This window comes from Nostoc sp. UIC 10890 (assembly GCF_054786515.1).
This window is the reverse complement of the sequence record NZ_JBSGKF010000002.1, coordinates 209170-233818: the sequence shown is the minus strand read 5'-3', so window position 1 is coordinate 233818 and position 24649 is coordinate 209170. Positions and strand designations below refer to the sequence as shown.

21 protein-coding genes and 1 pseudogene are annotated in these 24649 nt (G+C 41.4%); 13 read left to right on the top strand and 9 right to left on the bottom strand.

Annotation, left to right across the window (positions count from 1 at the left end; genetic code table 11):
• Positions 1–27 precede the first annotated feature (27 nt).
• From ACWATR_RS30965 to ACWATR_RS30955, 3 genes are all read right to left on the bottom strand, one after another.
• Positions 28–834 (bottom strand): hypothetical protein, encoded by an 807-nt coding sequence (locus ACWATR_RS30965; RefSeq protein ID WP_289794650.1) that lies wholly within the window; start codon positions 832–834, stop codon positions 28–30.
• Positions 835–857: 23 nt separating this feature from the next.
• Positions 858–1739: a P-loop NTPase family protein gene (locus ACWATR_RS30960; protein WP_460341453.1), complete on the bottom strand. Its 882-nt coding sequence runs from the start codon at positions 1737–1739 to the stop codon at positions 858–860.
• Positions 1740–2768: 1029 nt separating this feature from the next.
• Complete coding sequence (locus ACWATR_RS30955; protein ID WP_289794648.1) at positions 2769–3056, bottom strand: hypothetical protein; 288 nt, start codon at positions 3054–3056, stop codon at positions 2769–2771.
• On the opposite strand from ACWATR_RS30955, the gene ACWATR_RS30950 reads away from it, so the two are divergent.
• The 5 genes and pseudogenes from ACWATR_RS30950 to ACWATR_RS30930 all read left to right on the top strand — a co-directional run.
• Complete coding sequence (locus ACWATR_RS30950) at positions 3046–3327, top strand: DUF1772 domain-containing protein (RefSeq protein ID WP_289794647.1); 282 nt, start codon at positions 3046–3048, stop codon at positions 3325–3327. The two genes, ACWATR_RS30955 and ACWATR_RS30950, sit on opposite strands and share 11 nt — an antisense overlap.
• Before the next feature lie 624 nt (positions 3328–3951).
• Positions 3952–5046, top strand: coding sequence for a cysteine synthase family protein (locus tag ACWATR_RS30945; RefSeq protein ID WP_414567979.1), 1095 nt, complete (start codon positions 3952–3954; stop codon positions 5044–5046).
• 29 nt (positions 5047–5075) lie between these two features.
• Complete coding sequence (locus ACWATR_RS30940) at positions 5076–6401, top strand: hypothetical protein (RefSeq protein ID WP_460341311.1); 1326 nt, start codon at positions 5076–5078, stop codon at positions 6399–6401.
• A gap of 177 nt (positions 6402–6578) precedes the next feature.
• Positions 6579–7223 carry an acetyltransferase gene (locus ACWATR_RS30935; RefSeq protein ID WP_460341309.1) on the top strand — a complete coding sequence of 215 codons (645 nt, stop codon included), beginning with the start codon at positions 6579–6581 and terminating at the stop codon, positions 7221–7223.
• Positions 7224–7311: 88 nt separating this feature from the next.
• Positions 7312–7458 (top strand): annotated as a pseudogene (locus ACWATR_RS30930) (IS5/IS1182 family transposase); the annotation flags it as partial.
• 17 nt (positions 7459–7475) lie between these two features.
• Here the strand turns inward: ACWATR_RS30930 and ACWATR_RS30925 are convergent.
• Positions 7476–7697: a hypothetical protein gene (locus ACWATR_RS30925; protein ID WP_414567981.1), complete on the bottom strand. Its 222-nt coding sequence runs from the start codon at positions 7695–7697 to the stop codon at positions 7476–7478.
• Between the two features lie 178 nt (positions 7698–7875).
• Here ACWATR_RS30925 and ACWATR_RS30920 point away from each other — a divergent pair, with 178 nt between their 5' ends.
• The 3 genes from ACWATR_RS30920 (at position 7876) to sigB (ending at position 14549) form a co-directional block, all read left to right on the top strand.
• On the top strand, positions 7876–9579 hold the full coding sequence (locus ACWATR_RS30920; RefSeq protein ID WP_460341306.1) for an efflux RND transporter periplasmic adaptor subunit: 1704 nt from the start codon (positions 7876–7878) through the stop codon (positions 9577–9579).
• Between the two features lie 288 nt (positions 9580–9867).
• A complete protein-coding gene (locus ACWATR_RS30915; protein WP_460341304.1) occupies positions 9868–13023 on the top strand; it encodes an efflux RND transporter permease subunit in 3156 nt (1051 codons plus the stop codon).
• A gap of 521 nt (positions 13024–13544) precedes the next feature.
• Complete coding sequence (gene sigB, locus ACWATR_RS30910) at positions 13545–14549, top strand: sigma-70 family RNA polymerase sigma factor SigB (RefSeq protein ID WP_460341302.1); 1005 nt, start codon at positions 13545–13547, stop codon at positions 14547–14549.
• A 19-nt stretch (positions 14550–14568) separates the two neighbouring features.
• On the opposite strand, the gene ACWATR_RS30905 is transcribed toward sigB, so the two are convergent.
• From ACWATR_RS30905 to ACWATR_RS30895, 3 genes are all read right to left on the bottom strand, one after another.
• Positions 14569–15186 carry a hypothetical protein gene (locus ACWATR_RS30905; RefSeq protein WP_460341300.1) on the bottom strand — a complete coding sequence of 206 codons (618 nt, stop codon included), beginning with the start codon at positions 15184–15186 and terminating at the stop codon, positions 14569–14571.
• Between the two features lie 84 nt (positions 15187–15270).
• Positions 15271–15945, bottom strand: a complete 675-nt coding sequence (locus ACWATR_RS30900) for a cation diffusion facilitator family transporter (protein ID WP_460341298.1) — start codon at positions 15943–15945, stop codon at positions 15271–15273.
• 342 nt (positions 15946–16287) lie between these two features.
• Entirely contained in the window at positions 16288–19155 is a 2868-nt protein-coding gene (locus tag ACWATR_RS30895; protein WP_460341295.1) for a heavy metal translocating P-type ATPase, read from the bottom strand.
• Positions 19156–19286: 131 nt separating this feature from the next.
• Between ACWATR_RS30895 and ACWATR_RS30890 the strand changes: the two genes are divergently transcribed.
• Together ACWATR_RS30890 and ACWATR_RS30885 are read left to right on the top strand one after the other, a co-directional pair.
• The gene (locus tag ACWATR_RS30890; protein WP_460341292.1) at positions 19287–19682 is read left to right on the top strand and encodes an ArsR/SmtB family transcription factor; all 396 of its coding nucleotides are present in this window, start codon (positions 19287–19289) and stop codon (positions 19680–19682) included.
• A 179-nt stretch (positions 19683–19861) separates the two neighbouring features.
• Complete coding sequence (locus tag ACWATR_RS30885) at positions 19862–20269, top strand: hypothetical protein (RefSeq protein ID WP_460341289.1); 408 nt, start codon at positions 19862–19864, stop codon at positions 20267–20269.
• On the opposite strand, the gene ACWATR_RS30880 is transcribed toward ACWATR_RS30885, so the two are convergent.
• Positions 20259–20699, bottom strand: a complete 441-nt coding sequence (locus tag ACWATR_RS30880) for a hypothetical protein (RefSeq protein WP_460341286.1) — start codon at positions 20697–20699, stop codon at positions 20259–20261. The genes ACWATR_RS30885 and ACWATR_RS30880 overlap by 11 nt on opposite strands.
• A gap of 294 nt (positions 20700–20993) precedes the next feature.
• Here ACWATR_RS30880 and ACWATR_RS30875 point away from each other — a divergent pair, with 294 nt between their 5' ends.
• The 3 genes from ACWATR_RS30875 to ACWATR_RS30865 all read left to right on the top strand — a co-directional run bounded on the left by ACWATR_RS30875 (position 20994) and on the right by ACWATR_RS30865 (position 23350).
• Positions 20994–22319: an Nramp family divalent metal transporter gene (locus ACWATR_RS30875; RefSeq protein ID WP_460341283.1), complete on the top strand. Its 1326-nt coding sequence runs from the start codon at positions 20994–20996 to the stop codon at positions 22317–22319.
• A gap of 88 nt (positions 22320–22407) precedes the next feature.
• Positions 22408–23091 (top strand): tetratricopeptide repeat protein, encoded by a 684-nt coding sequence (locus tag ACWATR_RS30870; RefSeq protein ID WP_460341280.1) that lies wholly within the window; start codon positions 22408–22410, stop codon positions 23089–23091.
• A gap of 76 nt (positions 23092–23167) precedes the next feature.
• Complete coding sequence (locus tag ACWATR_RS30865) at positions 23168–23350, top strand: hypothetical protein (protein ID WP_460341276.1); 183 nt, start codon at positions 23168–23170, stop codon at positions 23348–23350.
• A 168-nt stretch (positions 23351–23518) separates the two neighbouring features.
• Here ACWATR_RS30865 and ACWATR_RS30860 read toward each other — a convergent pair whose 3' ends face one another.
• Positions 23519–24367, bottom strand: a complete 849-nt coding sequence (locus ACWATR_RS30860) for a HupE/UreJ family protein (RefSeq protein WP_460341273.1) — start codon at positions 24365–24367, stop codon at positions 23519–23521.
• Between the last annotated feature and the right edge of the window lie 282 nt (positions 24368–24649).

The following is a 24649-nucleotide window of genomic DNA, read 5'->3' as shown; positions in this document are numbered from 1 at the left end:
TCACGGTTAATTTGGTAAAGCAAATACTTACCATTTCTCAGATTCAACATCTTCAGTTACATCAAGATTGGAAGGACTTTGTTTACTTACACCCGGAGAAACTAATTCTGCACAGTTGATACTCAACCCTAGATAATTAGAAGCTATTCCATTAGAAACAATAGAGTTATGAAAATTCTCCATCCAGTTGAATACTATCGAACGCTGAATAGTATTAAGAGGAGAGTTAGTTTCAATCAGTTGAGTATAAGGTAAACTAGCATCCTCAAGCAACTGGTAAAAGTCATTATGCAATCCACCTAAAACTAGTTCCAAGCCGTTTAATTTTTTAATATCAGCTTGGAATTGACTCCCCTCATAGTGTCTAAATTGCTTGCCAAAGTAATGATTTTGGATAACAGCATAATCAACCTGACTACCAAAATGCTGATATAAATCCTGAAGATAATCTTCAACACAGTCTTTACGGTGTGATATCGGGTGCAAGAAAGTAACACGATATCCCAGACAATTAAGGTTTTCTATCAGTGAAACATCCCTCTCAAAAAACTTGAATTCTCGGAGGTTTTGACCTGGCATATCAGTCAAAATCACTTCAATTTTCGGAAACATTTCTAAGTCGAGTAATAACCTATCAGAATCACCTCTAGAGAATCCCAAATGGTTTATCTCAAAGCGTTGTGTTTGATACATCGATAGCTTATTGCGATGCCCGTGGTAGAAAACACGCACATTGAGTTTATTTTTCAAGTACAACTCTAGTAAGAGCCTAGAAGCTGTGGACTTACCTACACGAGCATCACCCGATGTAATCACAAAACGCTTTCTAAACATAATAAACTAAGCAAACTACTAAATTAAGCAGCTATATTTTCAGATTGTAAATTTGAATCTTGATTTTTAGCTTTTTCTTTTTCTTCATTTTCTCTAAGCTCTTTAGACTTTTCAACAACTGCTGGATAGTAACAATCATCTGGTTGTATATCAAAACCAAATAAATTAAATGCTGGCTTGATTTGCGCTTCAAACTCAGCAAGCCAAGATTTAATTCTCGACTTAATCACAATATTTGTTCCTTTATGAGTCTGACCTTCATTAAATGTCAGAGCATGGCGGTCAATAAAGTCGTAGGATTTGTAGAATAAATCTGGCATCACAAGTTCTACTAGACCTTCTGCAAGCATATTTTGACGTAGAAAAGCGTCATTATATCGCTCAAATTTTTCTTCTTCACCATGAAATAAGTTCTTGACGACAATATAATCTACTTGATCTTTACAAAGTTCACGCAGTTTTTCTAGAACATTTATGGAATCAAGAACCCTACTAATCACTGAAACCATCGTAACTTGACAATTAATATCGGTTTTAAGCACTTCAAAAAATGAAAGTTCTTTGACATAACTTTCAAAGAAACCTCCAGATTGTGCTGGTAAGTCTAATAGCGTAATAGGACAATCACTCTCATCTAAATTAATTAATAAATCGTCAGCACCACCTCTATGGAAAATATCAATGTAACGTATTATTGGTCGGTAGTCTTTTTTGAAATATCTTTCTAACTGAGGATTTCTTAAGTCAGCTTCATAAGTAACACAAGGTAAATTTTTATTAATGTACAGTTGAAACAGCGCCCGTGCAAAGGTGCTTTTTCCCACGCCACCTTTATCACCTGTGACAATTATTAGCCGCTTTTGAGGTTTACTATTATTACTATTGGTTGTATTATCATCAGACATGACTTTATTACCCTTATTGGTTCTATTTTGAGACATAGCAATCCTCTACAACGCAAATACACTTTGTTGATGTAAATCGAAACTTTTAAACCTTATTTTTCATAAAAAATCATTTGTAATAATTGAAATACGTTTAGTATAAGCAAGCTTTAACGATGAGACTAATTGGTTATATAGGTATCTGCAAACCACATAAAATGGCTACATCATTCTATGAATACTTCCAGAATAAATAATCATAAATATACTTATGCAAAAAATTTAATATCTGTATCAATTCTAAAATGCTCATATACTTGCCCTGATAATTAGCTATATAAGGAAGCAAATAAATACTCATTATTCAATGAAATCTGACTACTCTCTTTTACATAGATTGGTTCTATTATGTAAGCTCTATCTCAAAAAGCAAATCAACAAAAATTCAATATTTAACCAACATTCGTTGATATATAAATTAGTAATAAATTTCATACAGTTTGCTTAAAATACGGATGGCTACATATTTGTTAATAAAATCAATAACTTTATAAAAACTAATTTTCAATATTTTCAAAGTTTGGGTAAACCCTTATTCTAAGAAAGTTTAACTCTACCTGAGACACGTAATTTAATTAAGGGTATTAAAGCTAAGTATTTAACATCAGAACAATCTGAATCGAAAGAAGTAAAAGTAATTATTCAATAAATCAGTAGTGGATTATCTGAGATAACTTTAGCTAATGCTATAGGAATCCTACTTGAATCTTGCTCAGTATACTGAGCAAGAAAGCTTTGTATCTCAAGCTTCTAAGGAGTTTAGTTGTTCAAAAATCAAATAGGAGTCCTATAGTCGTGAACAACTTCAATCTTTACAAGAAATCTTGGAGCAGAAATTAAATGAAATTGGTAAGTTAATCGGATAAAACTTTTTTTATTTGGACTGTACTGACTCAACAGCCTGCTCCAACTCAATCAGCTAATGGTGCAAAAACTTAAACTCAAAGCCAAAAAAATTAAAATTTAAGTATTGCTGTCCCTTTCAATGTACTAGCTTGCTAAACCAGGCAAACCCCGCATCTGACGTAGAGCATTTAAGCAGGGTGGGCAATCGCAGCCAAATAAAGCTATGGAAGTTTCACTCTCTTCATGAGTGAATTCTAACTCAGGAAACTCTTGGATACGGGCATAGGCTAACTCTACAGCCCTACCCTGCTCTAGTTGGGCTTCGGGAGCGGTAAACTCTACAACTCTATCCTCATTTGGTTGAGCTTGGGCTGGTTTCACCTCTGGTGTAGATGCAGAAGCAATAGTATTGCTAACCCGTATGCAGACCATTTTGATTCGCCGTCAGCGAAAGTCTTTCTGGCTCACCTTAGTTGGGTTAGTTTGCATGATTCTGATGTGGCTTATCTGGGCATTATTTATTCAACCGATTAATCAGCAAATTGATACCTGGACTCCAGTTAATGCTCCAAGTAACTGGGCTGACCTTCGTTATCAGTGGCCTTTTTACCATTTGGTTCATCTCGGAATTGCATCGCTGGGGATGCTGGCACTAACCTTATCATTGTTACTTGCAAAAAGAGTGAAATGGGCAGTAGAGTAGAAAGTTACATTAAGAACTTAATGACCCAGGTTTAATATTTTTATCACCCTAATTGAATCGTCTAAAATTTAGGAGTCTCAGACCCTTGCTGTGTTGTATCAAATCACTGTACCAAATAGAGTTTAGACTATGACCTGTCTGCACCTCACAATTTTGTACATCGAAAGTGGCAGTGGTACTAAACAGTTTTTTAGCGGTATAAACCATATCATAACTACTGCTGTTTGAAAAAAAATTAAGATTTTGTTTAAAATTTCATCCTGTTTTCATCGTCAGCGTTCAACATAGAAATATAAGTTCTACTCAACTATGAATAGAACTTATATTTTTTGTAATAGGCTTGAATGAATGACTTTATTAAACATAAATTCCTCCCTAAGAGTGATATTTTGTCATTCTGACACACCATTTGCTACAGCACAAAAGCCAATTTACAAATAACGACGGTGGCTGATGTAATTAGACATTGCAATAGAGCTATACACAACATCCTCTTTATTTGCAATCTCACTAAAATTAGGCTGTAAGCATAACAGAAAATAAGCCTTATTGAGTGAGCGAGTTCATGAAGCAGTACTTACGGTAATTTTGCCAAATTACTCATTCTTTTAGTAGATGTTAAATATGAATTATCTCACCCAATCTTCATCGTTCAAGAACTTTTCTAGCTCTGAATGTAACAATCGTAATAGATACAAAAAGATTGGCTCTGTAGATGTTACCCAAGCACTGGGAAATGTACCGATTGTACGGCTGGGAAACATCTCTCGTGTATGTCTTGAATCAGAATGTTTATTAAAGCTTGAGAGCTGCAATCCTGGAGGATCAATTAAGGAGAAAAATGCGGTTTACCTCGTTACGCGTGCGGAGGAAGAGGGACTTCTTACACCTGGAGGTACGATTATCGAGTCAAGTTCAGGCAATTTTGGCGTTGGGCTGGCAATGGTGGGAGCGGCACGAGGATATCGAGTCATTATTGTAGTTGATGCAAAAACTGCTCCACCGTTTCGGCGAATGCTTGCAGCATACGGTGCAGAACTTGTGGATGTACCTCTTCACGAAGCAGACGAATCAGGCTCGATGCAAAAGGCACGAATGAAACGGGCGAAAGAGCTTGCAGCAACTATTCCTCATGCTTGGTATCCGTGTCAGCACTTAAATCCTCTAAATCTTGAGGCACATTCATACTACACGGCGCGTGAGATTGAAGCTCACTTTCCTTCTGACCTCGATGCTGTGGTGGTTGGTGTTAGCACTGCGGGGCAGATAATGGGAATTGCCCGCTATCTTTTACCCCGGTTTCCTGGACTGCAAGTTGTTGGTGTCGATGTGGAGGGGTCAGTGATTATGGGAACACCAGCAAAACCATACAAGATGACAGGTATTGGGTTATCATTTTTTCCACCTAATCTCGATCTCTCGCTCCTAAGTCGTGCTTATGTAGTGCCTGAAGCGATCGCCTACTCGGTGTGCCATGCACTTGCACGTCGTGAGGGATTACTTCTGGGTGCGTCAACTGGGGCAATTGTGGCTGGTGGTTTGCATCTGGCGCGTGAGCTTGGCCCCGATGCACGTATTCTCATGATCAACCCCGATAGAGGCGATCGCTATCTTGAAACTGTGTATGATGCCAATTGGCTTGACCATCATGGGTTTGCACTGATCGAAGGAGAGCATCTTGATCAGGCGATCGCCTCACTGAGTCCCGTGTATTTTTAGTATCTCATCGGATAGGATTAAAAAATTTCATGAATACCCCACCCCAGCTTGAGGAAGGTAAGAACGCACTTCAAGAGCGATCGCTCCTGACGCTACTCACCCAGTTTATCCCTCTTTCCCTGTCCGATGTAGCCATGACCCTTGGTGATCCGCTTCAGACAGCAGCACTCAGTCGCCTTGCATTCCCTCAAGAAACCTTAGCAGGAGTAGGTGTCGTCAAGGCAGTTGCTGTATTTCTGGAAAGCCCCATTATTATGATCCTTCATGCCTCAACCGCACTGGGGAATTATAACGCGTCTCGGCGGGCGCTTTGGCAGTTTACAATGATTGCAGGACTCTCCCTTAGTGGGATCTTTCTGGTACTCACCTGGGAACCTCTATATAACTGGCTTCTTATTGATGTATTTGGAGTCAGTTCTTTCATCGCCACACGAGGCAGAACTCCCTTTCTTTTGATGTTCCTGTGGCCGTTCGTCATTGCTTGGCGACGATTCTTTCAAGGGCTTCTGATCCGCGCTCGAAAAAGTGTCCCTGTAGGATGGGCAAGTGTTGCACGATTTACTTGGGTAATTGTAGCCCTGGCAATAGGAGTGAATCTTAAAAGTGATGGGGCAGCGCTTGCGGGTATTACTATGATGGGAGCAATACTTATTGAAGCAATGCTAGTCACATGGTTCTGTTCGCGTCTTAGTATTACCTCTATTCTTGACCAGCAGACACACCAGGATATTAAAAAGCTTCCTAAAACCTTTCAAGGTGTCACATTTTACTATCTTCCCCTTGCCTCAACAATGCTGCTAATCTGGGGTGCGAGGGCAATACTCTTGAGTTTCGTTGCTCGCTCATTCGATGGTAGTCTTGCTCTTGCTGTATGGCCTGCTGCCTGGGGACTGGTTCTTTCTATTGCCAACGGTACACGAATGGTTCAGCAAGTAGTAATTTCCTCTTATGAAGAGACTTCAAAGCAGACACTTGCTACTTTCGTAGTTCTTGTCGGTTTGGGTTTTACCTCGATACCACTTTTTCTGGGGTTTACGAGTCAAGGATTCTCGCTGCTTCGCCAGTTTTTTGGTGATAATCCATCTCTTGTAGAAGCAGCAATTCCAGTCATACAAGTGCTTTCGTGTTTACCCCTCCTCCTTGCACTCCAAAATACATTTCAAGGGCTTTTGATTCACCGCGCAAAGAACTGGTTCATTAATCTGGCAACGTTAATTGCGGCTGCCCTTACCTTGATAGTATGTGGAAGTCTCATTTTCACTGGACATAGTGGAGCTACTTCAGCAGCCTATGGAATGATTGCCGGAATTGTGAGTGAAATTCTGGTACTTATTTTCGCACTGCAACGTCAATAATTCAGTGCAAAAATTGCGTTACTGAATTGAATGATGAAATCCCAAATACAGGAGCGATCGCACTAGACAAACTACTATGGTGTATGGGTTATAGATGTTTGCGTAGGTGCGATCGCTCCCTATTTTTAATTTACAGTTTTCCACAGACAAGAGACTTAACTATTTAGATAAACCTTTATGCTTCCAAAATTGTTGGTATGGGGTGCTTCGGGACATGCCTTAGTAGTGGCAGATATAATCCGATTACAAGAAAACTATGAAATTGTCGGCTTTATTGACGATCTGAATCCACAGCGTCGTGGCGAAAAATTTTGCGGAGCGCCAATTCTTGGGGGACAGGAACAATTAGATATTTATAATAAAAGCATTAAGTACATAATTTTTGGATTTGGTAATTGTCAGGCACGATTAAATTTATCTCAATTAGTTGAGATAAAAGGTTTTACTTTAGCAAATGCTATCCATCCAAAAGCAACAATTGCTGCTGATGTATCTATAGGAGCGGGAGCCGTCATAGCAGCAGGAGCAATAATTAATTCTCAAGCAAAGATTGGTCAAAATGTGATTATTAATAGTTGTGCGAGTGTTGACCATGAGTGCGTAATAGAAGATGGAGTTCATATTTCCCCAGGTGTTCATTTAGGAGGAAGAGTAACTGTGGGAAGTGGAACTTGGGTAGGAATTGGAGCGACAGTCATAAACAATGTGCGGATAGGTAGAAATACGCTGATTGGAGCTGGTGCGGTTGTCGTCAATGATCTAGTTGATGGTGTCCTGGCATACGGTGTCCCGGCTAAAGTAATAAGAAAAATCGAGTTATAAGAGCTGATTCGTAAACAAAATCTAAAGAGAACTAAATCTGCCTTGACTAAGGTTATAGGCTAAATCGAGTGTAGTTATGTTGTTGTCGATGAGCCGTCTACCTACAATTGAGAATCCGTATCGCAAACCCTACCCAAGCGATTTAAGCGATGCTGAATGGTTAATTCTCAAGCCTCTTCTACCTACACCTAAGGGGTTTGGGCATCCTGTAGAAGTAGATTTACGAGAAATCCTAAGAGGTAATTTAAAGTATTAAATACTACAAATGCTCTTTGAGCAAAGATATAATAGCGTTTTTTGTCGTATTTCTCGTTGCTTTTCCAGTGTTGATGGGTATTGCGATCGCTTCAGGAGTTTTTCGGCTCGTGGTTTGGTGACAGAAATACTTGGTGGAGTGGTTGTTGGGGATATTTCTGGATTAGCATTGCAAGTTAGTGGGTGAGCTTCATTGCTAATCTCTTGTCCTAATTTCATCCCAATTTCATATTTGTATGAAAGACTATTAAGTTAAGTGGTTAATTTGGCTTCGTAAACAAATTCCAAGAGCGAAACCGCTTGCTTGCCAAAAGCGGTTCTCGAAATCCCGCTTAAAAAGTCAACCAACGTCTAAGTACAAATCTACACCACAGTAACTCAAGGACACAAAATAGCGATGGGAATCTCTAAAAGTCTCCAACCACCTACAGCAATTCGTTGTGTTTCCGGCACAGTCCTAAGCCTTTTATTGCTGACAACTCCCACAGCTGTGTTAGCTGGTGCTGGACACGACCATAGCGGTGCAAGTTCATTTCAGGGTGGTGGAAGCGAAGCAAGTGGTTCTGTCGAAGTTGATGCCGAAACCGCCCAGAGGCTAGGAATTAAAGTCGAGCCAGTGAAACGGCAACGGCTGGCTTTGGGTATTAAAAGTACTGGACAGATTGAAACTTTACCTAGCCAAAAAGTGGAAGTGAATACCCCAATTACAGGGGCAAAAGTGGTTGAATTGTTGGTGGAACCCGGTGCTGTAGTCAAAAAGGGTCAACCCCTTGCCGTTGTCACCAGTCCCGATCTGGTGGAGTTACGGGTTAGTTCCCAAGAAAAACGAGCGGAAGCTATAGCTTCTTTGCAGCAAGCGCAAGCCGATTCCAGATTAGCTCAACAAAATTATCAAAGATATTTACAAATATCTAACGCCGACATTGCCCAAGCCCAAAGCCAGGTAGCATTTGCGGAAGAAAAATATAATAAGGATTTACAGTTAGCTAATGAAGGCGCTTTACCACGTCGCAACGCGCTCGAATCTCAAACACAATTAGCGGAAGCAAAAGCCAAACTCACCTCAGCCAACAGCAGACGAGATATCATTGAAAGCGAAGCCCAAATGAAACGCGCTGAGTCTGCTGTTCAAGTAGCACAAGAGCGTTTACGTCTTAGTGATTCTGCTTATAATACTAGACTGCAACAAATAGGCAACCGTCCAAATGCCAAGGGATTGGTAACAGTGACTGCTCCCATCTCCGGTAAAGTTGCTGATCGCGAAGTTACCCTTGGTCAAACTTTTAATGATGCAGGTGGCACACTCATGACTATTGTCAATGATAGTCGGGTTTTTGCCACAGCCAATATTTATGAAAAAGATTTAGACAAAGTAAAAGTAGGTCAAAGAGTAAGTCTAAAAGTTGCTAGCTTACCAGACCGTACCTTTTCTGGAAAGATTACACAGATTGGTGCGGTAGTACAAGGGGAAACACGGGTTGTCTCAGTACAAGCTGAAGTAAATAACCCAAGCGGACAACTCAAACCTGGAATGTTTGCGGAATTGGAAGTACTAACAAACCAAGCATCTGCACCGATCTTGGCGGTTCCTAGCTCGGCTATAGTCGATGCGAATGGGAAAAAAATGATCTACGTCCAAAATGGGAATGCTTTCCAATCTGCGGAAGTGACCTTGGGTCAAACCTCTGGGGACATGGTTGAGGTGAAGACGGGTTTGTTTGAGGGAGATGCGATCGTCACCCAACGTGCGCCCCAACTTTACGCTCAATCATTGCGGGGTGGTAGTAAACCAGAAGAAGAACACAACGAAGAAAGTGGTTCTCATGCAGAAGAAACTGAAGTTAAAACTAACAGTTTCTCACCACCTTTGTGGTTAACAGCAGGTGGAGGAGTAGCACTTGCGACAGTTGCTTTCATGGGAGGTGCTTTCTGGTCTAATCGTCGTACCCGTTCACGTTTAGTACCAGCAGGTAATTTAGAGTACGACGGGTTCAATTATGAAACAGAGGTTTATCTCGATAACCACAAGCAACCAACCTTGTCTACTTCTGATAAAAATGTTGAGGAGCGCGATCGCCCTCGAAATTCTGATGGTATTTAAAAATTAGTGAAGTTGCAGATAATACCTGAAGTTGGGTTCTGTTAGATTTTCTAACATCAAACCAACCTACAGCAAGACTATTTAGATTGGGAACAGAACAGTTTATAAATCTCATGCTCCAAGTGCAGAGACTATAAAAATGTAGTTTGTTCATATCCTATTTAGGAATAGTTCGCTTTGGGCTGATTTGGGGCTTGATGTTAGCAACAGCCACACCTAATATTTAAATTTACTTACCCGTTTATCAGAAATAAACAAACCCTTCGCCATTTCTTAACCAAAAACCAAATGATTAGTACAGTTGCTAGATGGGTAATTTCTCGACGCTGGCTTATAGTAATTGCTGCGCTCATTTCCACATTAGTCATCATCTTTAATACCATCCCCAAAATGCCGTTGGATGTTTTTCCAGCCTTTGCACCTCCCCAAGTCGAAATTGAGACAGCAGCCCCTGGACTAGCGCCAGAAGAAATCGAATCTTTGGTAACATTACCAATTGAAAGTACCATTAATGGAACTCCAGGCTTAACTACCGTTCGTTCCTCTTCTTCAGCCGGACTTTCTGTAGTCAGAGTTGTTTTTGGCTGGGGAACAGATATCTTTCAAGCCCGCCAGTTGATACAAGAACGACTGCAACAAGCCGTAAGCAAGCTACCAGAAGGAGTTGAAACCCCACGAATTGCTCCCACTAGCTCTCCCATCGGTACTGTATTAAAGTACGCCTTGACTGTGGAAGGGGAAGGCAATAACCAATCTGCTACTAAAATCGACCTCATGGAAGTCCGCAGAATTGTTGATTGGCAAGTGACGAATCGCCTTTTAGCAGTTCCCGGTGTCAGTCAAGTACTTGTGTATGGCGGCGATGTACGTCAGTATCAAGTGTTAGTAGACCTCAACAAACTACAAGCTTTTAATGTATCTTTACAACAGGTAAGTGAAGCCGTACAAGCGGCAAATGTCAATGCTCCTGGTGGCTTTTTGACTACTCCTGACAAACAAACTTTAATTCGAGGAATTGGGCGGATTGAATCCCTTGATGATCTTCAACAATCTGTCATTGTCGCCCGTCAAGGAACGCCCGTCCGCCTGGGAGATGTCGCCCAAGTGCAAATTGGTGGTGCTGTGAAAATCGGCGATGGTAGTTTAAATGGGAAAGATGCTGTTGTGGTGATGGTGAATAAACAACCCCTAGCTGATACTCCCACCGTCACCCGCGCTATTGAAGCCGCAATATCTGAGCTAAAAGCAGGTTTACCGAAAGAAATTAAAGTAAATCAAACCTTCCGCCAAGCAGATTATATCGATACTTCGGTGGAAAATGTCAGGTCAGCCTTGGTGGAAGGTAGTATCATTGCAGCAGTTATCCTCATCCCTTTTTTAATGAATTGGCGGACTCTTGGAGTTGTGCTGTTGAATTTTGCCCTGACTTTTATATTTTCATTGCAAGTATTATCTTTTTTAGGCTTAGGGCTGAATACAATGACTTTGGGAGGATTAGCGATCGCCATTGGTACAGCGATTGATGATGCCATTGTCTATGCAGAAAATGTGTTTCGTTTGTTGCGACAAAATAAATACTCTCCCAACCCTCGTCCAGTACTGGAAATTGTTTTTGAAGGAGTACAGGAAGTCCAGGAATCTCTAATTGGGGCAACTTTAATTACTATAGTCGTCTTTTCTCCAATATTTGCCCTCGCTGGTGTGGAAGGTCGGATTTTTGGCCCAATGGGTCTTAGTTATCTGGTGGTAGTTGTAGTCTCTAGCTTAGAAGCGCTGCTTGTAAGTCCGGCTTTATGTGCAATTTTATTACCTCACAATAAAATGTCAGCAAGGGAACCCTTTGTACCAAGAGTTTGTAAAAGGATTTATTACCCTTTTCTCGATTTTGCTATCAGAAATTCGATAGTTGTTATTACTGTGGCTGCGGCGGGAATGATAGCAGGAATTATAATTTTCCCAACTTTAGGACGGGCATTTCTACCTGAATTCCAAGAAACAACTTTGGTAAATACCTTAGCACTTTACCCAGGTACATCTTTAGAAGCTACCAATAGTGCTGCTTTTGCTTTGGAAGATAAACTCAAAGACGACCCTAGATTAAAGTATATTCAATTACGCGCCGGACGCGCCCCCAATGATCCGGATGCTGCACCTGTGAATTTGGCTCACCTTGATATTGGGTTGAGTGACAAAGGAATGAAAAATCGTGCAGCTACTGTAGAATGGTTGCGCGAAGAGTTTAACAAAATACCAGGGGCTGCATCTAATATTGGGGGATTTATTGCTCACCGTATTGATGAAATTTTGTCTGGGGTCAGGAGTCAAATCGCGGTCAAAATTTTTGGTTCCGACTTAGAAGAACTTCGCAAGCTTGGAAAGCAAGTTGAAGACGCAATAAAATCTATTCCGGGAATTGTAGATTTACAACTCGAACCACAGATCCCTGTTGAACAAATTCAAATTAAGTTTGACCGTGTTGCTGCATCTCGCTACGGTTTAACTATTGGACAATTATCTAATATTATTGAAACTGCGCTCAATGGAAGAACAGTCTCTCAAGTTTTAGAGAAGCAACAAAGCTTTGATTTGGTTGTGTGGTTGCAACCACAGTATCGCAAAAATCTACAAACAATTGAGAATTTATTAGTTGATACCCCTGATGGAAATAAAATACCTTTAGCTAAAGTTGCTACGGTTGCCTATGGCACTGGGCCTAATACTATCAATCGGGAAAATGTTTCGCGTTTAATTGTGGTGTCTGCTAATGCTAAAGGCAGAGATTTGCGCTCTGTAGTGACAGATATTCAAAATAAAGTTAAGGCACAAGTGCAACTTCCTTCAGGTTATTTTATCCAATATGGAGGTCAATTTGAAGCAGAAGAACGAGCCTCACAAAATATTCTGGTTTTCGGTGCTATTTCCTTTGTTGTGATTACAGTACTAATGTATCTTTCTGTGAAATCAATCGCTTCAACAGCAATGATTATGATTAACTTGCCCATTGCATTAGTGGGTGGAGTAATTGCGGTAGCTTTTACAGGTGGAGTTGTTTCTGTAGCCTCATTGGTGGGGTTTGTAACTTTGTTTGGTGTGGCTACTCGAAACGGATTATTATTAGTAGATAATTACACCACAAAAGTTGCGTTAGGGATGTCTTTAAAAGAAGTATTAATTTTTGGATCAATGGAACGACTCAACGCTATTTTAATGACATCTTTAACTTCAGCTTTGGGTTTAGTTCCATTGATAATTTCAGTGGGGCCAGGGAAGGAAATTTTGCAACCTCTTTCGATTGTGGTGTTAGGTGGGTTGTTTACTTCTACGGCGTTAACTTTGTTGGTTTTACCTGCTTTGTACTCGAAGTTTGGTAGGTTTTTGTTACCTAAGCGAAGTGCGGCTGTTGTGGAAAATGGGAAGGTAGCGGAATCTGTGTTGGAAAATTGATTTTGGGGATAGGGATGAAATGCGAATTTTACAGCTTTCATCTCCTGAAACAATAAACTGCCAAAAATATTCACCCTTCCTTTGATTTGTGAAAATTAAAAATATTAAAAGCTTTGATAACTATGTCTCTTGTTTAATGAGTAACTTTACACTTTTTTAAATTTTATTCAGGAGGCATAAGCCAGGAGGAACCCACCTTTAAAAAAGTGAGATTGCAATAAGGACGTTTTATACTTCTCTGCGAGACGCTACGCGAACGCTGCAAGCAGTCTCAGTATAATTATTGCTTTTTACTGGGCTTTAGACCAGAACTAAAGTTTTAATTGATACTCATAACCTCCTGCCCCCTGCCTCATAACTCCTGCCTTTTAGTAAACTCTGGAAAATGTGACGATAATTACTTTAGATAGAGCTAGCGAGGAAGTTTACAATATTTTCATCCTTTCAATTAATTTATATTTATTTATGATTTTTTGAACATTTGTTTATTCAAGATTTATTCAATGGAGGATAACCTATTCATGCCTAATTCAGCATCCCAAGTAACTAAACTTAAGAGCAAGAATAACGAATTTTCATCTACAGCAGATATAGTGCGTATCTATCTTCGTCAAATTGGACGTATACCTCTGTTAACCCATGAGCAAGAAATTTTTTTTGCTAAACAAGTTCAGCAAATGATGGCAATTATTACTGCGAAGGAAAAACTATCTGAAAAATTACAGCGTGAACCCACTCTGCAAGAATGGGCTGACAAGATGCAATTGAAAGAAGATGTGCTGCTGCAACAATTAAGTCAAGGACAAATTGCCAAGCAGAAGATGATTCAGGGTAATCTGCGGCTGGTGGTGTCTATTGCTAAAAAATACCAGAAACGCAATGTTGAGTTTCTAGACTTAATTCAAGAAGGTACATTGGGGCTAGAACGAGGGGTAGAGAAATTTGATCCAACTCTTGGATACAAGTTTTCTACTTATGCTTACTGGTGGATTCGTCAGGGAATTACACGAGCGATTGCACAACAATCCCGCACCATTCGTTTACCCATTCACATGGCTGATAAGCTGAACAAAATCAAGTGTGTCCAGCGAGAGTTATCTCAAAAACTTGGTTACATCGCTGGCGTGACTGAAATTGCCCAAGCGCTTAATCTGGAACCCAGTCAGATTCGAGAATGTTTGCAGTTTGCTCGTCAACCTGTTTCCTTAGATATGCGAATTGGGTTTGAGCAGGATACTCAATTGCAGGATATGCTGGAGGATGATGGAATATCTCCCGAACGCTACGCCGAGCGGGAATTACTCTATCAAGACATTCACAACCTATTAGCAAAGCTGACTCCCCAGCAAAAGGAAGTATTAATCTTGCGCTTTGGTTTAGGAGGTGGACACGAACTTACCCTGGTACAGATTAGTCAACGTATGGGCATTTGTCGGGAACGAGTGCGACAAGTGCAACAACAAGCTCTCACACTTCTACGAAGATATGGGGTTAACTCACACAGCTATCTGGCTGATGCTCCTTAATTTTGAACGCTTGTAGCAGTTATTTGACTTTCACCCTTTGCTTCATCCACCAAAAGGTTCCCAAACCTGCAATAATGACACTGATCGCCATAGCTCCAGTAAACCATTGATTCGCAGACTTGGTTGACTGACTCGATGGTAATTCTTGCTCAGTTTTTTGAGAACTTGTAACTGGCGCTGGTGTCGATGCTGCTACACCACTAGCTACTAATACCTCATACTGCATCTGGAAGGGTTTAAAATTACTTTCGACTTTGGGAGTGCAACCTAACTCTAACTGATAAGCTCCTGTTTTAGGAAAAACAACGTCTGCACCAGGAATACCCTGATATCTCTCAACTGAAATCGCTTGCACCGTAGGCTGTAGTACAGGCGAATCTTTCTGTTTACGCGGTTGAGAGTAGACAGCCATTTGGCAATTCGCCTCCAACACTGGCAAGATTTTCCCTCCCTTGCGGGTGAGTGCAACCCAGACTCTCGCTGTTTCTCCTGCTTTGGGACTGTGATTTGGTTCAACGTGCCAAGTACCAGCCACATCCCCCGATAGTTGAATTTTATGTGCTAACACTGGGGTGACGAGCAGTGACAGAAATACCGCTCCCATCAAGCTTATATTAATCTTTGATTGGTGTGACATTGTGGTGCATGGCAGCTGGTAGTCGAATTCTTAACTATAGCGATCGCTTCTGTCAAGAGACAAGGTGTCAAACTGAACCGAACGTCAGAGCTTGCAAGTAAGTTGAAACTGCCTCAGACTATCTTTAATTAGAGAAATAGCACTGATGCTCAAAAACAAGGCAACTAGTAAACTAGCTACTGCATCTGCCCATAGCCAATTAAAAAAATAAACACAACCAGCAGCCAGAATTACACCGATAGAACTGCCAGCATCAGCAATCCCGTGTAAGAAAACTCCCCGCAGATTTAAATCATGATGACTGTGTTTGTGCAATGGTTGGATACTCAAACCGTTAATTACTATGCTCAAGGTAGCTACAATCAGCATGGGTAAGCCTGATACAGGTTGAGGATTTTGAAGACGTTCCACAGCTTCTAAAGCAATGAAACCAGCTAAAGTTACTAAACTCACCCCATTTAGTAACCCTATCCAAGCTTCTATTTGCTGGTACTTAAAATTCGTTTCACCTGAAGATTGACGCTCTGTTAACCAGACTACTAACACTGTCAATCCCAAAGTCACCACATCGGAGAATAGGTGTCCTGAACCTGCTAAAAGTGACAGGCTATCTTCCCAAAGTCCAACTCCTAATTCTATTAAAAGTAGGCTACTTCGCAGCCCCAAAATAACCCAAAGTAACTCTAGATTTTGTGTACTCTCTACAGTTTTAGTGTAGGGATAGTGGTAATGTACCAACTTTGGGTTAGTGAAATTCATAATTGATTTTTTTCATTCAACGCCTCTAATGCGAAGCTTGAGTAAACTTGAAGTAATGGAACATATTTTTAAGAGTAAAAAACGCTATATCTGAGACAATTTAAAGCTAGTAAAAGTTTTACCCTCTGTGCATATTGCCTATCTTACCTAATCTTCCTTAGCAATAGATATACAGCAGTTTGCAAGTAAGTGAAGTACAAATGCAGGACTCAAAATCAGATATACAAATTTTCTGCCTCCTGCCTCAAAACCTGTAACTTTGTACTTTATGCAAACGAAAACTGCTGTATCTTTAATAATGGCGTTCGCGTAGCGGCTGCTTTGCAGCATCGCCCGCTAATATTAATCCTCAAAAAACTTGCTTCTAAACAGCCGCATTCCATTCGCGGTCACTAGTAAGGAAGTTCCTGTGTCTGCTAAGACGGCGATCGCTAACCCAACAAAACCAAAAGTTCCCAGCAGCAGAAACAAACCCTTTGTTACCAGAGAAAAGACCACATTCTGTTGAATCACAGATACAGTGCGGCGGCTTAAATCTACTGCATAGGCAAGCCGTCTCAAGTCACTACCTACCAGCACTACATCTGCTGTCTCCAAAGCAATATCAATTCCACCTACAGCAAAACTGATATCTGCCGCAGCTAGGGCCGGTGCATCGTTAATGCCATCACCAACCATACCAACCACACCAGAACGACGTAGATGTTGAATCGCTTGAAGTTTATCTTCTGGTAACAGTTCTGCCTGATACTCTGTAATTCCAACTTGTTGGGCAATCTGCTTGGCAACAACAGTGCGATCGCCTGTCAACATCACTAGCTGTTTTAGCCCAACCCGCTTGAGCTGTCGCATTGCTTCCGTTGCTTCTAACCGTAGTCCATCAGAGAGTGCGATCGCTCCCAATAGCCCGTGAGCCGTTCCTACCAGCACTGGTGTTTGACCGAGCTTTTCAATGTCAGCCAATAAAGATTCAGCTTTTGCTGATAAACGAATACCCTGATCTTTAAACAACCGTCGATTACCAACGAAGTATAGTAATTCGCCCTCCGGGTACTCTTCCCTTTGGGACGCTCCGCGTAGCTCGCTTCCTCGTAGGGGTACGAGAACCCCTTCTCCTTCTCCTATCGGAGACGCTGCGCGAACGGAGACTCTACCAACGGGGGGAAAAGACGCAACGCGCTGCTCACTAAAGTTTGCTTGAATTCCTTTACCAGGTAGCGCTGTGAAGTTAAGAGGTGTTTCTAACTCTATCCCAAGCTCAAGAGCCTTTGCCACAATAGCCTTTGCCAAGGGATGTTCTGACTGTTGTTCTAATGAAGCTGCAATCAGTAACACCTGGTTTGCACTCACCTTGCCAAGGTCATAAACCTTCTGCACAACGGGTAGCCCTTGTGTAATCGTGCCAGTTTTATCAAAAGCAAGTGTGGTAAGGCGTCCAGCTGTCTCCAGCGCATTACCTCCTTTAAATAAAACTCCCTGGCGGGTCGCAGCACCAATAGCACTGACAAGTGAAACCGGGGTGGAAATCACCAAGGCACAAGGGCAGGCAATTACTAGCATAACCAAAGCCCGATAGAACCAGACATTAAAAGGTTGAGCAAATGCCAAAGGTGGAATTAGGGCAATGGCGATCGCTATCAAAATCACAATCGGGGTGTAGACCTCTGCAAACCGATCTACCCACTGCTGCGTGGGAGCGCGGCTTCCTTGAGCTTGTTCCACCAGATGAATAATTTTGGCAACGGTGGTATCGCTTGCGGTGTGGGTAACTTTGACTTCTAAAAAACCTGTCTGATTCATTGTCCCGGCATAGACGGTATCGCCTATTTCTTTATCTTCTGGGACTGATTCTCCTGTAATCGGAGACTGGTCAATGGAACTGTTACCAGAAGTAACTACGCCATCCAACGCCACGCGCTGTCCTGGTCGAATCGTCAACGTTTCGCCTAAACGCACACTCTCTACTGGAACTGTCACTTCCTGATTTCCTCGCTTCACAGTAGCAGTAGGTGGAGTCAAATCCATCAGGGCGCGAATCGCATTGCGGGTTCGACCAAAAGTGAAAACTTGCAACGTTGTACCTAAAGAAAACAGAAAGACGACTAGTGCCCCTTCAAACCAGTCCCCTAAAATCACTGCACCCACAACTGAAATTGTCATTAACAGATTCATATCGGCGCGGCGCAAGCGTAACTCAAATAAACCTGCCCGTGCGATCGGATAGCCAGCAATAACTATACTGATGCCATAAAAAGCACGGGCTAAAAAAATAGGTAGCGCTAAATATTGAGCGAGTAAACCTAAAACTAATCCTATCCCTGCGAGAATGACACTCTGCCCCCGGCGGTTAGAAAGCCAGAATTTCCAGTTTGTTGCAGCGGTATTCTGAGTAGGCTTGGGAACTGAATGAGCAGGGGTATGATTGTGACTGTGGTCATGGTCGTGGTCGTAATCATAGGGATTAGCATCACGGCTGTGTTCGACTGTATAACCCAGAGAAATAATCTGGTCATAAATTGTCTTTTCACTAACTTGCTGTGGGTCATAGGATAGTTGCAATCTTTCAGTCGCAAAGTTGACTGATACATCACTTACACCTAGGATCTGCTGCAACCCAACCTCAATTGTCTTGGCACAGCTTCCACAGTCCATCCCGTTAACTTTCACTTGTAGCCTTTTAGCAGAAGCTACTTCGGCCCTATCGTGACCATGAGCGTGGTCGTGGTCGTTAGAATAAGAGGGAATGCGATCATGGGAGCTTACCTTAAGACTCTGCTCAACCGTATAACCAAGAGCTTTAATCTGATCGTAAACAGTCGTTTCACTAACTTGCTGTGGATCGTAGGATATCTGCGCTCGTTGGATCGCAAAGTTGACTGATACATCACTTACACCTGGGAGCTGTTGCAACCCAACCTCAATTGTCTTAGCACAGCTTCCACAGTCCATCCCACCAACCTGTACTTGTAAGGTTTTAGTAGGAGCCACATCAACGCTATAGCCCAAAGCAGTAATGGAATTTACGATTTCAACTTCACTCAAGATATCTGAGTTGTAGGAAACCTTTACCCGTCCCGTGGCAAAACTCACCGAAGTTTCTGTCACACCACTTAACTGCTGCAAGCTGGCTTCAATTGTCTTAGCACAGCTTCCGCAGTCCATGCCACTAACCTGGAAGGCTTGAGTTTTAAAGGAGGGTATTTGAGTCATGGCAACCTACAAAAAAGGCTAAAAAGTTAATTGCTAGTATTATAGCCCAACAATTGAACAGTTATTCAGTTGTACAGTTATTATTATTTTCTGTATACTGAGATTGATAACCATTGCCTAAATGACACATCATGAACACATCCAAGCAAAAGCAGGACTTGAACTTACTTCAAAGTTTTGATGCACCAACCTGTGATACCCACCTAGTACATCTAGATAATGTACGCTCAACTCAGGCACAAATCTTGTCTACAGACAAAGCAAAACAGATGGCAGAAGTCTTTGGAATACTTGCAGATCCAAATCGTCTGCGGCTGATATCAGCTTTAGCCTCCCAAGAGTTGTGTGTTTGTGATTTAGCTGCATTGATGAAAATGACGGAATCAGCCGTTTCTCATCAACTGCGATTATTAAAAGTGATGCGTTTAGTCAGTTATCGTCGAGAAGGCAAAAATGTTTATTACAGCTTGGCTGACAATCACATTATCAATTTATATTGCTCTTTGGCAGAACATTTAGATGAGTGAAATGATTAGATTTTGGCTTGATTTTTGGCACAATTTTGTAAAGAATAGTTTTAAAAATGCATAATAAATAAAATATTCAAGTAGAGTGATCGCCAAAATGTTTTGCACAAAATCATCAACCCAAAGCTGGGGAATCAGCTAGAGCCTGGGTAGCACTCACTCACCAAGGGGAGAAAATCTTGTCCCTCAGTGAAGCAAGTTGTCAAATGGCGGTTTACTCTCAACCCCGCAAACAGAGTGATACACCAGTGCTACAACCAACTGTCCAAGCAATCAACACAGAAAAGTATCAAGGTATTCCCGGTGCGGATATTGTTTTCCCAAAAACAGGACTTTATCAATTAGAGTTAAGCTGCACACCTAAAACCGAAGATGATTTCAAGGCTTTTCAACTGAAGTATGATGTTACAGTAGCAACGGGTGTAGCAGTTTCCACACCAAAGGCGAAAACATCATCACAGAAAACCACAGCTAGTGCAGATATAAAAGAAAGCGATCGCCAACAAGGAAATCTACTAGCGATCGCTTTAACAGTTCTAGGATTAGGAATAGTGGGAATAGTGGTGTGGCGCGTTATCAAGCATTGATTCTCTCAAGTCTACCGCGCTGACGGCGATGATTTTGCCATCCTAGTCCTATCAGCAAACCAATCACTAAAATACCAGTTAAATAGGCGAGGACAATTAACCGTACAAACAGTGGTGGTGCTACACCCTCAACTTCAATTTCTCGCTGGATCTGAAATTGCGTAAATTGGCGTTCAGCATTAGCTTGGGGAGAAACTTCCACCACAATTTTATGAGGTGCGCCGTCAAAAAATTGCTGCTGCCATTTTAACTGTCCTGAGCGATCAGGAATGCCTTGGAAAGCCAAAGCTATCCATTCATCCTCCACTGGAGTTGTTTTGACACTCAATACCACATCAGTTGCAGGCTGCAACGTCTGAGTATCAATAACTTGAACTGCTAAATTAGCTGTTTTACCCACAGTGGCACTACTATCACCCAAAAGTTGCACATCCAATCCTAAGGATTGAGCCTGACCAGAATCCGAAAGCTGGGGAACCTGCTAGAGCTTAAATTGCAACTTACCCGCAAGTCAGGAAAATGTTGCCACTAGAGATTGATGTTTAGGGACTTCCAAGAAATAAATTACTCAAATAAACGAACCACAGAGGCACAGAGAACACAGAGGAATGAGGAGAAGAGAGTTTTTTCGCCAGTTTTTTGGGTATTTTTTTATTTGGAAGTCCCTTAGTCCAGATTTGATGAGATTATGAGAAGAATATGAAAGAATTTTCCCAGAAAATAAATGACCCCTCCCGAAAACCGCCCCAGTCTCCCTGAAGTTCACCGCAGTATTAAAATTCCCAACACTAAAAGCTTTTGGCGCAAGATGCTGGCTTATGCAGGGCCAGGGTATCTGGTTTCAGTGGGATATATGGACCCTGGAAACTGGGCAACAGATATCGCCGGGGGGTCTAAGTTTGGCTATACCTTGTTGACAGTAGTTATGCTGTCGAACCTGATGGCGATATTACTGCAATCGCTATGTGTGCGTTTGGGTGTTGCCACAGGACGAGACTTAGCACAGGCTTGTCGGGACTATTTCAGTCAAAGGGTGAGCTTTTGTTTGTGGGTGCTGTGTGAGATTGCGATCGCCGCTTGTGACTTGGCAGAACTACTAGGAAGTGCGATCGCTCTGCAACTTTTATTCGGTATTCCCTTGATATGGGGTGTGTGCATCACTGCGCTGGATGTCTTGATATTGCTATTCCTGCAAAGTAAGGGTTTTCGTTATACAGAAGCCCTGGTAATAATGTTGGTAGCAACCGTAGGCATCTGTTTCACAGCGGAAATTCTGTTCTCTCGACCTGATATGGGAGGGATTTTGTTAGGATATCTGCCCAAGAAAGAAATTTTACAAAACCCAGAAATGCTCTATATTGCTATTGGCATTTTAGGCGCAACAGTGATGCCTCACAACTTATATTTACACTCTTCTATTGTGCAAACCCGTGATTGGCAACCTAGTAATGAAAAAAGATGGGAAGCGATTAAGTTTGGCACAATTGATTCAACTTTTGCTCTATCGTTGGCACTGTTTATCAACTCAGCCATTTTAATTGTGTCTGCCGCCACGTTTCATTTTTCTGGGAATCAAAATGTAGCAGAAATTCAAGAAGCTTACAAACTGCTTTCACCATTATTAGGCGTTAGTGCTGCTAGCGCCATCTTTGGAATTGCTTTACTTGCTTCCGGTCAAAGTTCAACACTGACTGCAACCTTGGCTGGGCAGATTGTTATGGAAGGGTTTTTACAATTTCGCCTTCCATCCTGGTTACGCCGTTTAGTTACCCGTCTGCTTGCCATCATTCCAGCGTTGATTACGATTATTATCTTTGGGGAACGTAGTACAAGCAGCCTCATCGTTCTTAGTCAAGTTATCCTCAGTTTACAGTTACCGTTTGCAGTGATTCCATTGGTGATGTTTACGAGTAACCGTCGCTTAATGGGAGAGTTTGTAAATCCCCTGTGGCTAAAATCTCTAGCTTGGCTGGTTGCTATTATTATCGTCGGGTTAAATGTTTGGTTGCTATTACAAAGTATTTTGATTTGGCTGGGTTTCAATCTCTAAATCTGTTTAAAAACCGCTTAGGATGGATCTAGTCGAGAACAATCCCGTGCATCTGTCTTGATATATCTATCAAGGAGAAAGTCAAGCTATGAACTATATTCGCAAAGCTGCTACCATCTTAGGAATAACAACTAGCGTACTGAGTGGAATACCTGTTGCTGTCCATGCTGCACAAGAAGCACCAACGCGCATCCAACAGATGAATTTTCAGGAATACCATAACCAGGGAGTGCAAAAGCTTGAGCAAGGTAACTTCAACGGCGCAATAGAAGATTTTAGTCGGGTAGTACAGTTAAATCCCCGATACTATGAAGGTTTTTGCCTTAGAGGTTTAGCAAAGTCTCAATTAAAAGACTTTAAAGCAGCCGTTAGCGACTTTGATCAAGCACTGCGACTCAACCCAAACCATACAGATGCTTACAACGGTCGAGGAACTGCTCATGCGGAACTAGGAAGCATTGAAGCAGCTATTACCGACTTTAACCAGGTACTTAGAATTGATCCGAAGTCTGTAGATGCTTACTACAATAGGGGCTTTTTGAATTATAGACAGGGAAATCATAAACTGGCGATCGCTGACTTTAACCAAGCACTACAAATCAACCCCAACTTAGCTGATGCCTACGGCAACCGAGGACTTGCTGAATATGCTTTAGGCGATCGCAAAAGTGCTATTACTGATTTACAGCTTGCTGCAAGTCTGTTTCAACGGCAAGGAGATACTCTTCGGTATAAGCAAACACAAGCTCTCCTTCAGCAGATTCAGCCCTAAGTAATTCAAAATAATTGTCAAACCCAACTTTTCAACAAACCTTACGGAATAGTTGGGTTATTCAATTAAGGATTTAATGTTTCGCCGTTCTACACCTATATCGACAGTTAACTCGGCACAGTCATGTAATAAGAAAATTGCAATGCTAGACTTTACCGAAGAAGAAAGCAATGCAGCTATTTGGTTGCGACTGCCCATATTGTATGAATTCTCTACGCGTCCTGCGCGGTCAAGCACCAATGGTTTACTAGTATTTTGATTGTAAGGAAAGTTAGGTGTATTCTATTTGTTATGTGTCTGCTGAGTTTGGCATCAAGATTTTAAGTAGTAATACTATAAAAAATTCACAACTTTTATAATCTATTGAGGTGGGTTAGCGTGATTCATAACCCACCAATCTGCAAAATTTTAATTAAAGCCTTTGCTCTTAACCAACGAGAGAAGTGGTCAAGAAAACAACTCCTATTGAACAAATAGCCAAACCAATAAATTGCAGTATCTTTAAGAATTGATTGGCAAATTTTTCGCTTACAACTTTACCAATTAGTAACGCACCGATAGCAATCCCATATTGTATTAAGGTGAAGCCTGCTAGGTAAGCTACTAGCGGTGTCATTTGTGCGCCGACAATGGACTCACCGTAAGCATAACCATGAAATAAACCAGCAACTGCTCCTAACAAAGCTAGCACAAACCAATTGGGTTTTTTCGATAGGAGCAACATTGCACCAAAAGCAATCACCGAACTAGCGATGACGATCTCACTTAAGGGTAAATCGAATTTTAGTATATGAATTCCAGTTCCAGCCATAGCTGTCAAAACGAAAGCTACTGGAATTAACAATCCATTTTGTTGTCTAGCACTAAGTAAACCAATAGCAACCACAAAGGCAAAATGGTCAAGACCAATAACGGGGTGGGCTAACCCAGACAAAAACCCTTCAAAGAAATTAGACGGTGTTTTACCACCAATGGCATGATGTGCTAAAGCTGGATGAGCAGCACTTAAAAGTCCTATGCAAGTTAAGAAGGCAATTCCTAAGTAAAACTTTGTTGAAGTTACCGTTGATGATTTTTGTTTGTAGTTAGCAACAAGCTGGATTTTTAACACTGTGTATCTCCCAATATTAGAGTTTAAATAGATCAATAAACATCGTGACTCAGCAACCAGAGCGTGATAGTCATTTAACATTAAAGTCTCACTGTTAACGCTAGTAACTAACTCTTCCAGACCCGATGTAGCATTCAGACAATATCGGATTGTGTACGGTTGCACTGATATATTGGCAATAAATTCATATTTTTTAACTATTTTATGCAAGTTATCAATTCTCTTAACCGCCCTTCAAAAAAATCCTTTTTGGGAATATGATATGCGGCAAAGATAGAGAGAATAGGTTAAAAACTATGCCCAATATATATCGCAACGTTCTCCAACAACGGCTAACCGAGATAAGTTCACGATTTGGAGGGTTAAGTCCTCAAAACACCCCGGAAACCTGTTTCTCCGTAGAAAAAAGCGTCAGGTATAGGCTCTGAAGCCCTTGTTCCATAAGGC

Bases quoted from the DNA above. Each gene is read 5' to 3' on its own strand.
- ACWATR_RS30875 (WP_460341283.1), top strand. From the start codon at position 20,994: ATGACCCCTCCCGAAAACCGCCCCAGTCTCCCTGAAGTTCACCGCAGT.
- ACWATR_RS30900 (WP_460341298.1), bottom strand. From the start codon at position 15,945: ATGAATTTCACTAACCCAAAGTTGGTACATTACCACTATCCCTACACT.
- ACWATR_RS30935 (WP_460341309.1), top strand. From the start codon at position 6,579: ATGCTTCCAAAATTGTTGGTATGGGGTGCTTCGGGACATGCCTTAGTA.
- ACWATR_RS30920 (WP_460341306.1), top strand. From the start codon at position 7,876: ATGGGAATCTCTAAAAGTCTCCAACCACCTACAGCAATTCGTTGTGTT.
- ACWATR_RS30960 (WP_460341453.1), bottom strand. From the start codon at position 1,739: ATGTCTGATGATAATACAACCAATAGTAATAATAGTAAACCTCAAAAG.
- ACWATR_RS30925 (WP_414567981.1), bottom strand. From the start codon at position 7,697: ATGAAATTAGGACAAGAGATTAGCAATGAAGCTCACCCACTAACTTGC.
- sigB (WP_460341302.1), top strand. From the start codon at position 13,545: ATGCCTAATTCAGCATCCCAAGTAACTAAACTTAAGAGCAAGAATAAC.
- ACWATR_RS30945 (WP_414567979.1), top strand. From the start codon at position 3,952: ATGAATTATCTCACCCAATCTTCATCGTTCAAGAACTTTTCTAGCTCT.
- ACWATR_RS30950 (WP_289794647.1), top strand. From the start codon at position 3,046: ATGCAGACCATTTTGATTCGCCGTCAGCGAAAGTCTTTCTGGCTCACC.
- ACWATR_RS30865 (WP_460341276.1), top strand. From the start codon at position 23,168: ATGTTTCGCCGTTCTACACCTATATCGACAGTTAACTCGGCACAGTCA.
- ACWATR_RS30940 (WP_460341311.1), top strand. From the start codon at position 5,076: ATGAATACCCCACCCCAGCTTGAGGAAGGTAAGAACGCACTTCAAGAG.
- ACWATR_RS30965 (WP_289794650.1), bottom strand. From the start codon at position 834: ATGTTTAGAAAGCGTTTTGTGATTACATCGGGTGATGCTCGTGTAGGT.
- ACWATR_RS30890 (WP_460341292.1), top strand. From the start codon at position 19,287: ATGAACACATCCAAGCAAAAGCAGGACTTGAACTTACTTCAAAGTTTT.
- ACWATR_RS30955 (WP_289794648.1), bottom strand. From the start codon at position 3,056: ATGGTCTGCATACGGGTTAGCAATACTATTGCTTCTGCATCTACACCA.
- ACWATR_RS30905 (WP_460341300.1), bottom strand. From the start codon at position 15,186: ATGTCACACCAATCAAAGATTAATATAAGCTTGATGGGAGCGGTATTT.
- ACWATR_RS30870 (WP_460341280.1), top strand. From the start codon at position 22,408: ATGAACTATATTCGCAAAGCTGCTACCATCTTAGGAATAACAACTAGC.
- ACWATR_RS30895 (WP_460341295.1), bottom strand. From the start codon at position 19,155: ATGACTCAAATACCCTCCTTTAAAACTCAAGCCTTCCAGGTTAGTGGC.
- ACWATR_RS30915 (WP_460341304.1), top strand. From the start codon at position 9,868: ATGATTAGTACAGTTGCTAGATGGGTAATTTCTCGACGCTGGCTTATA.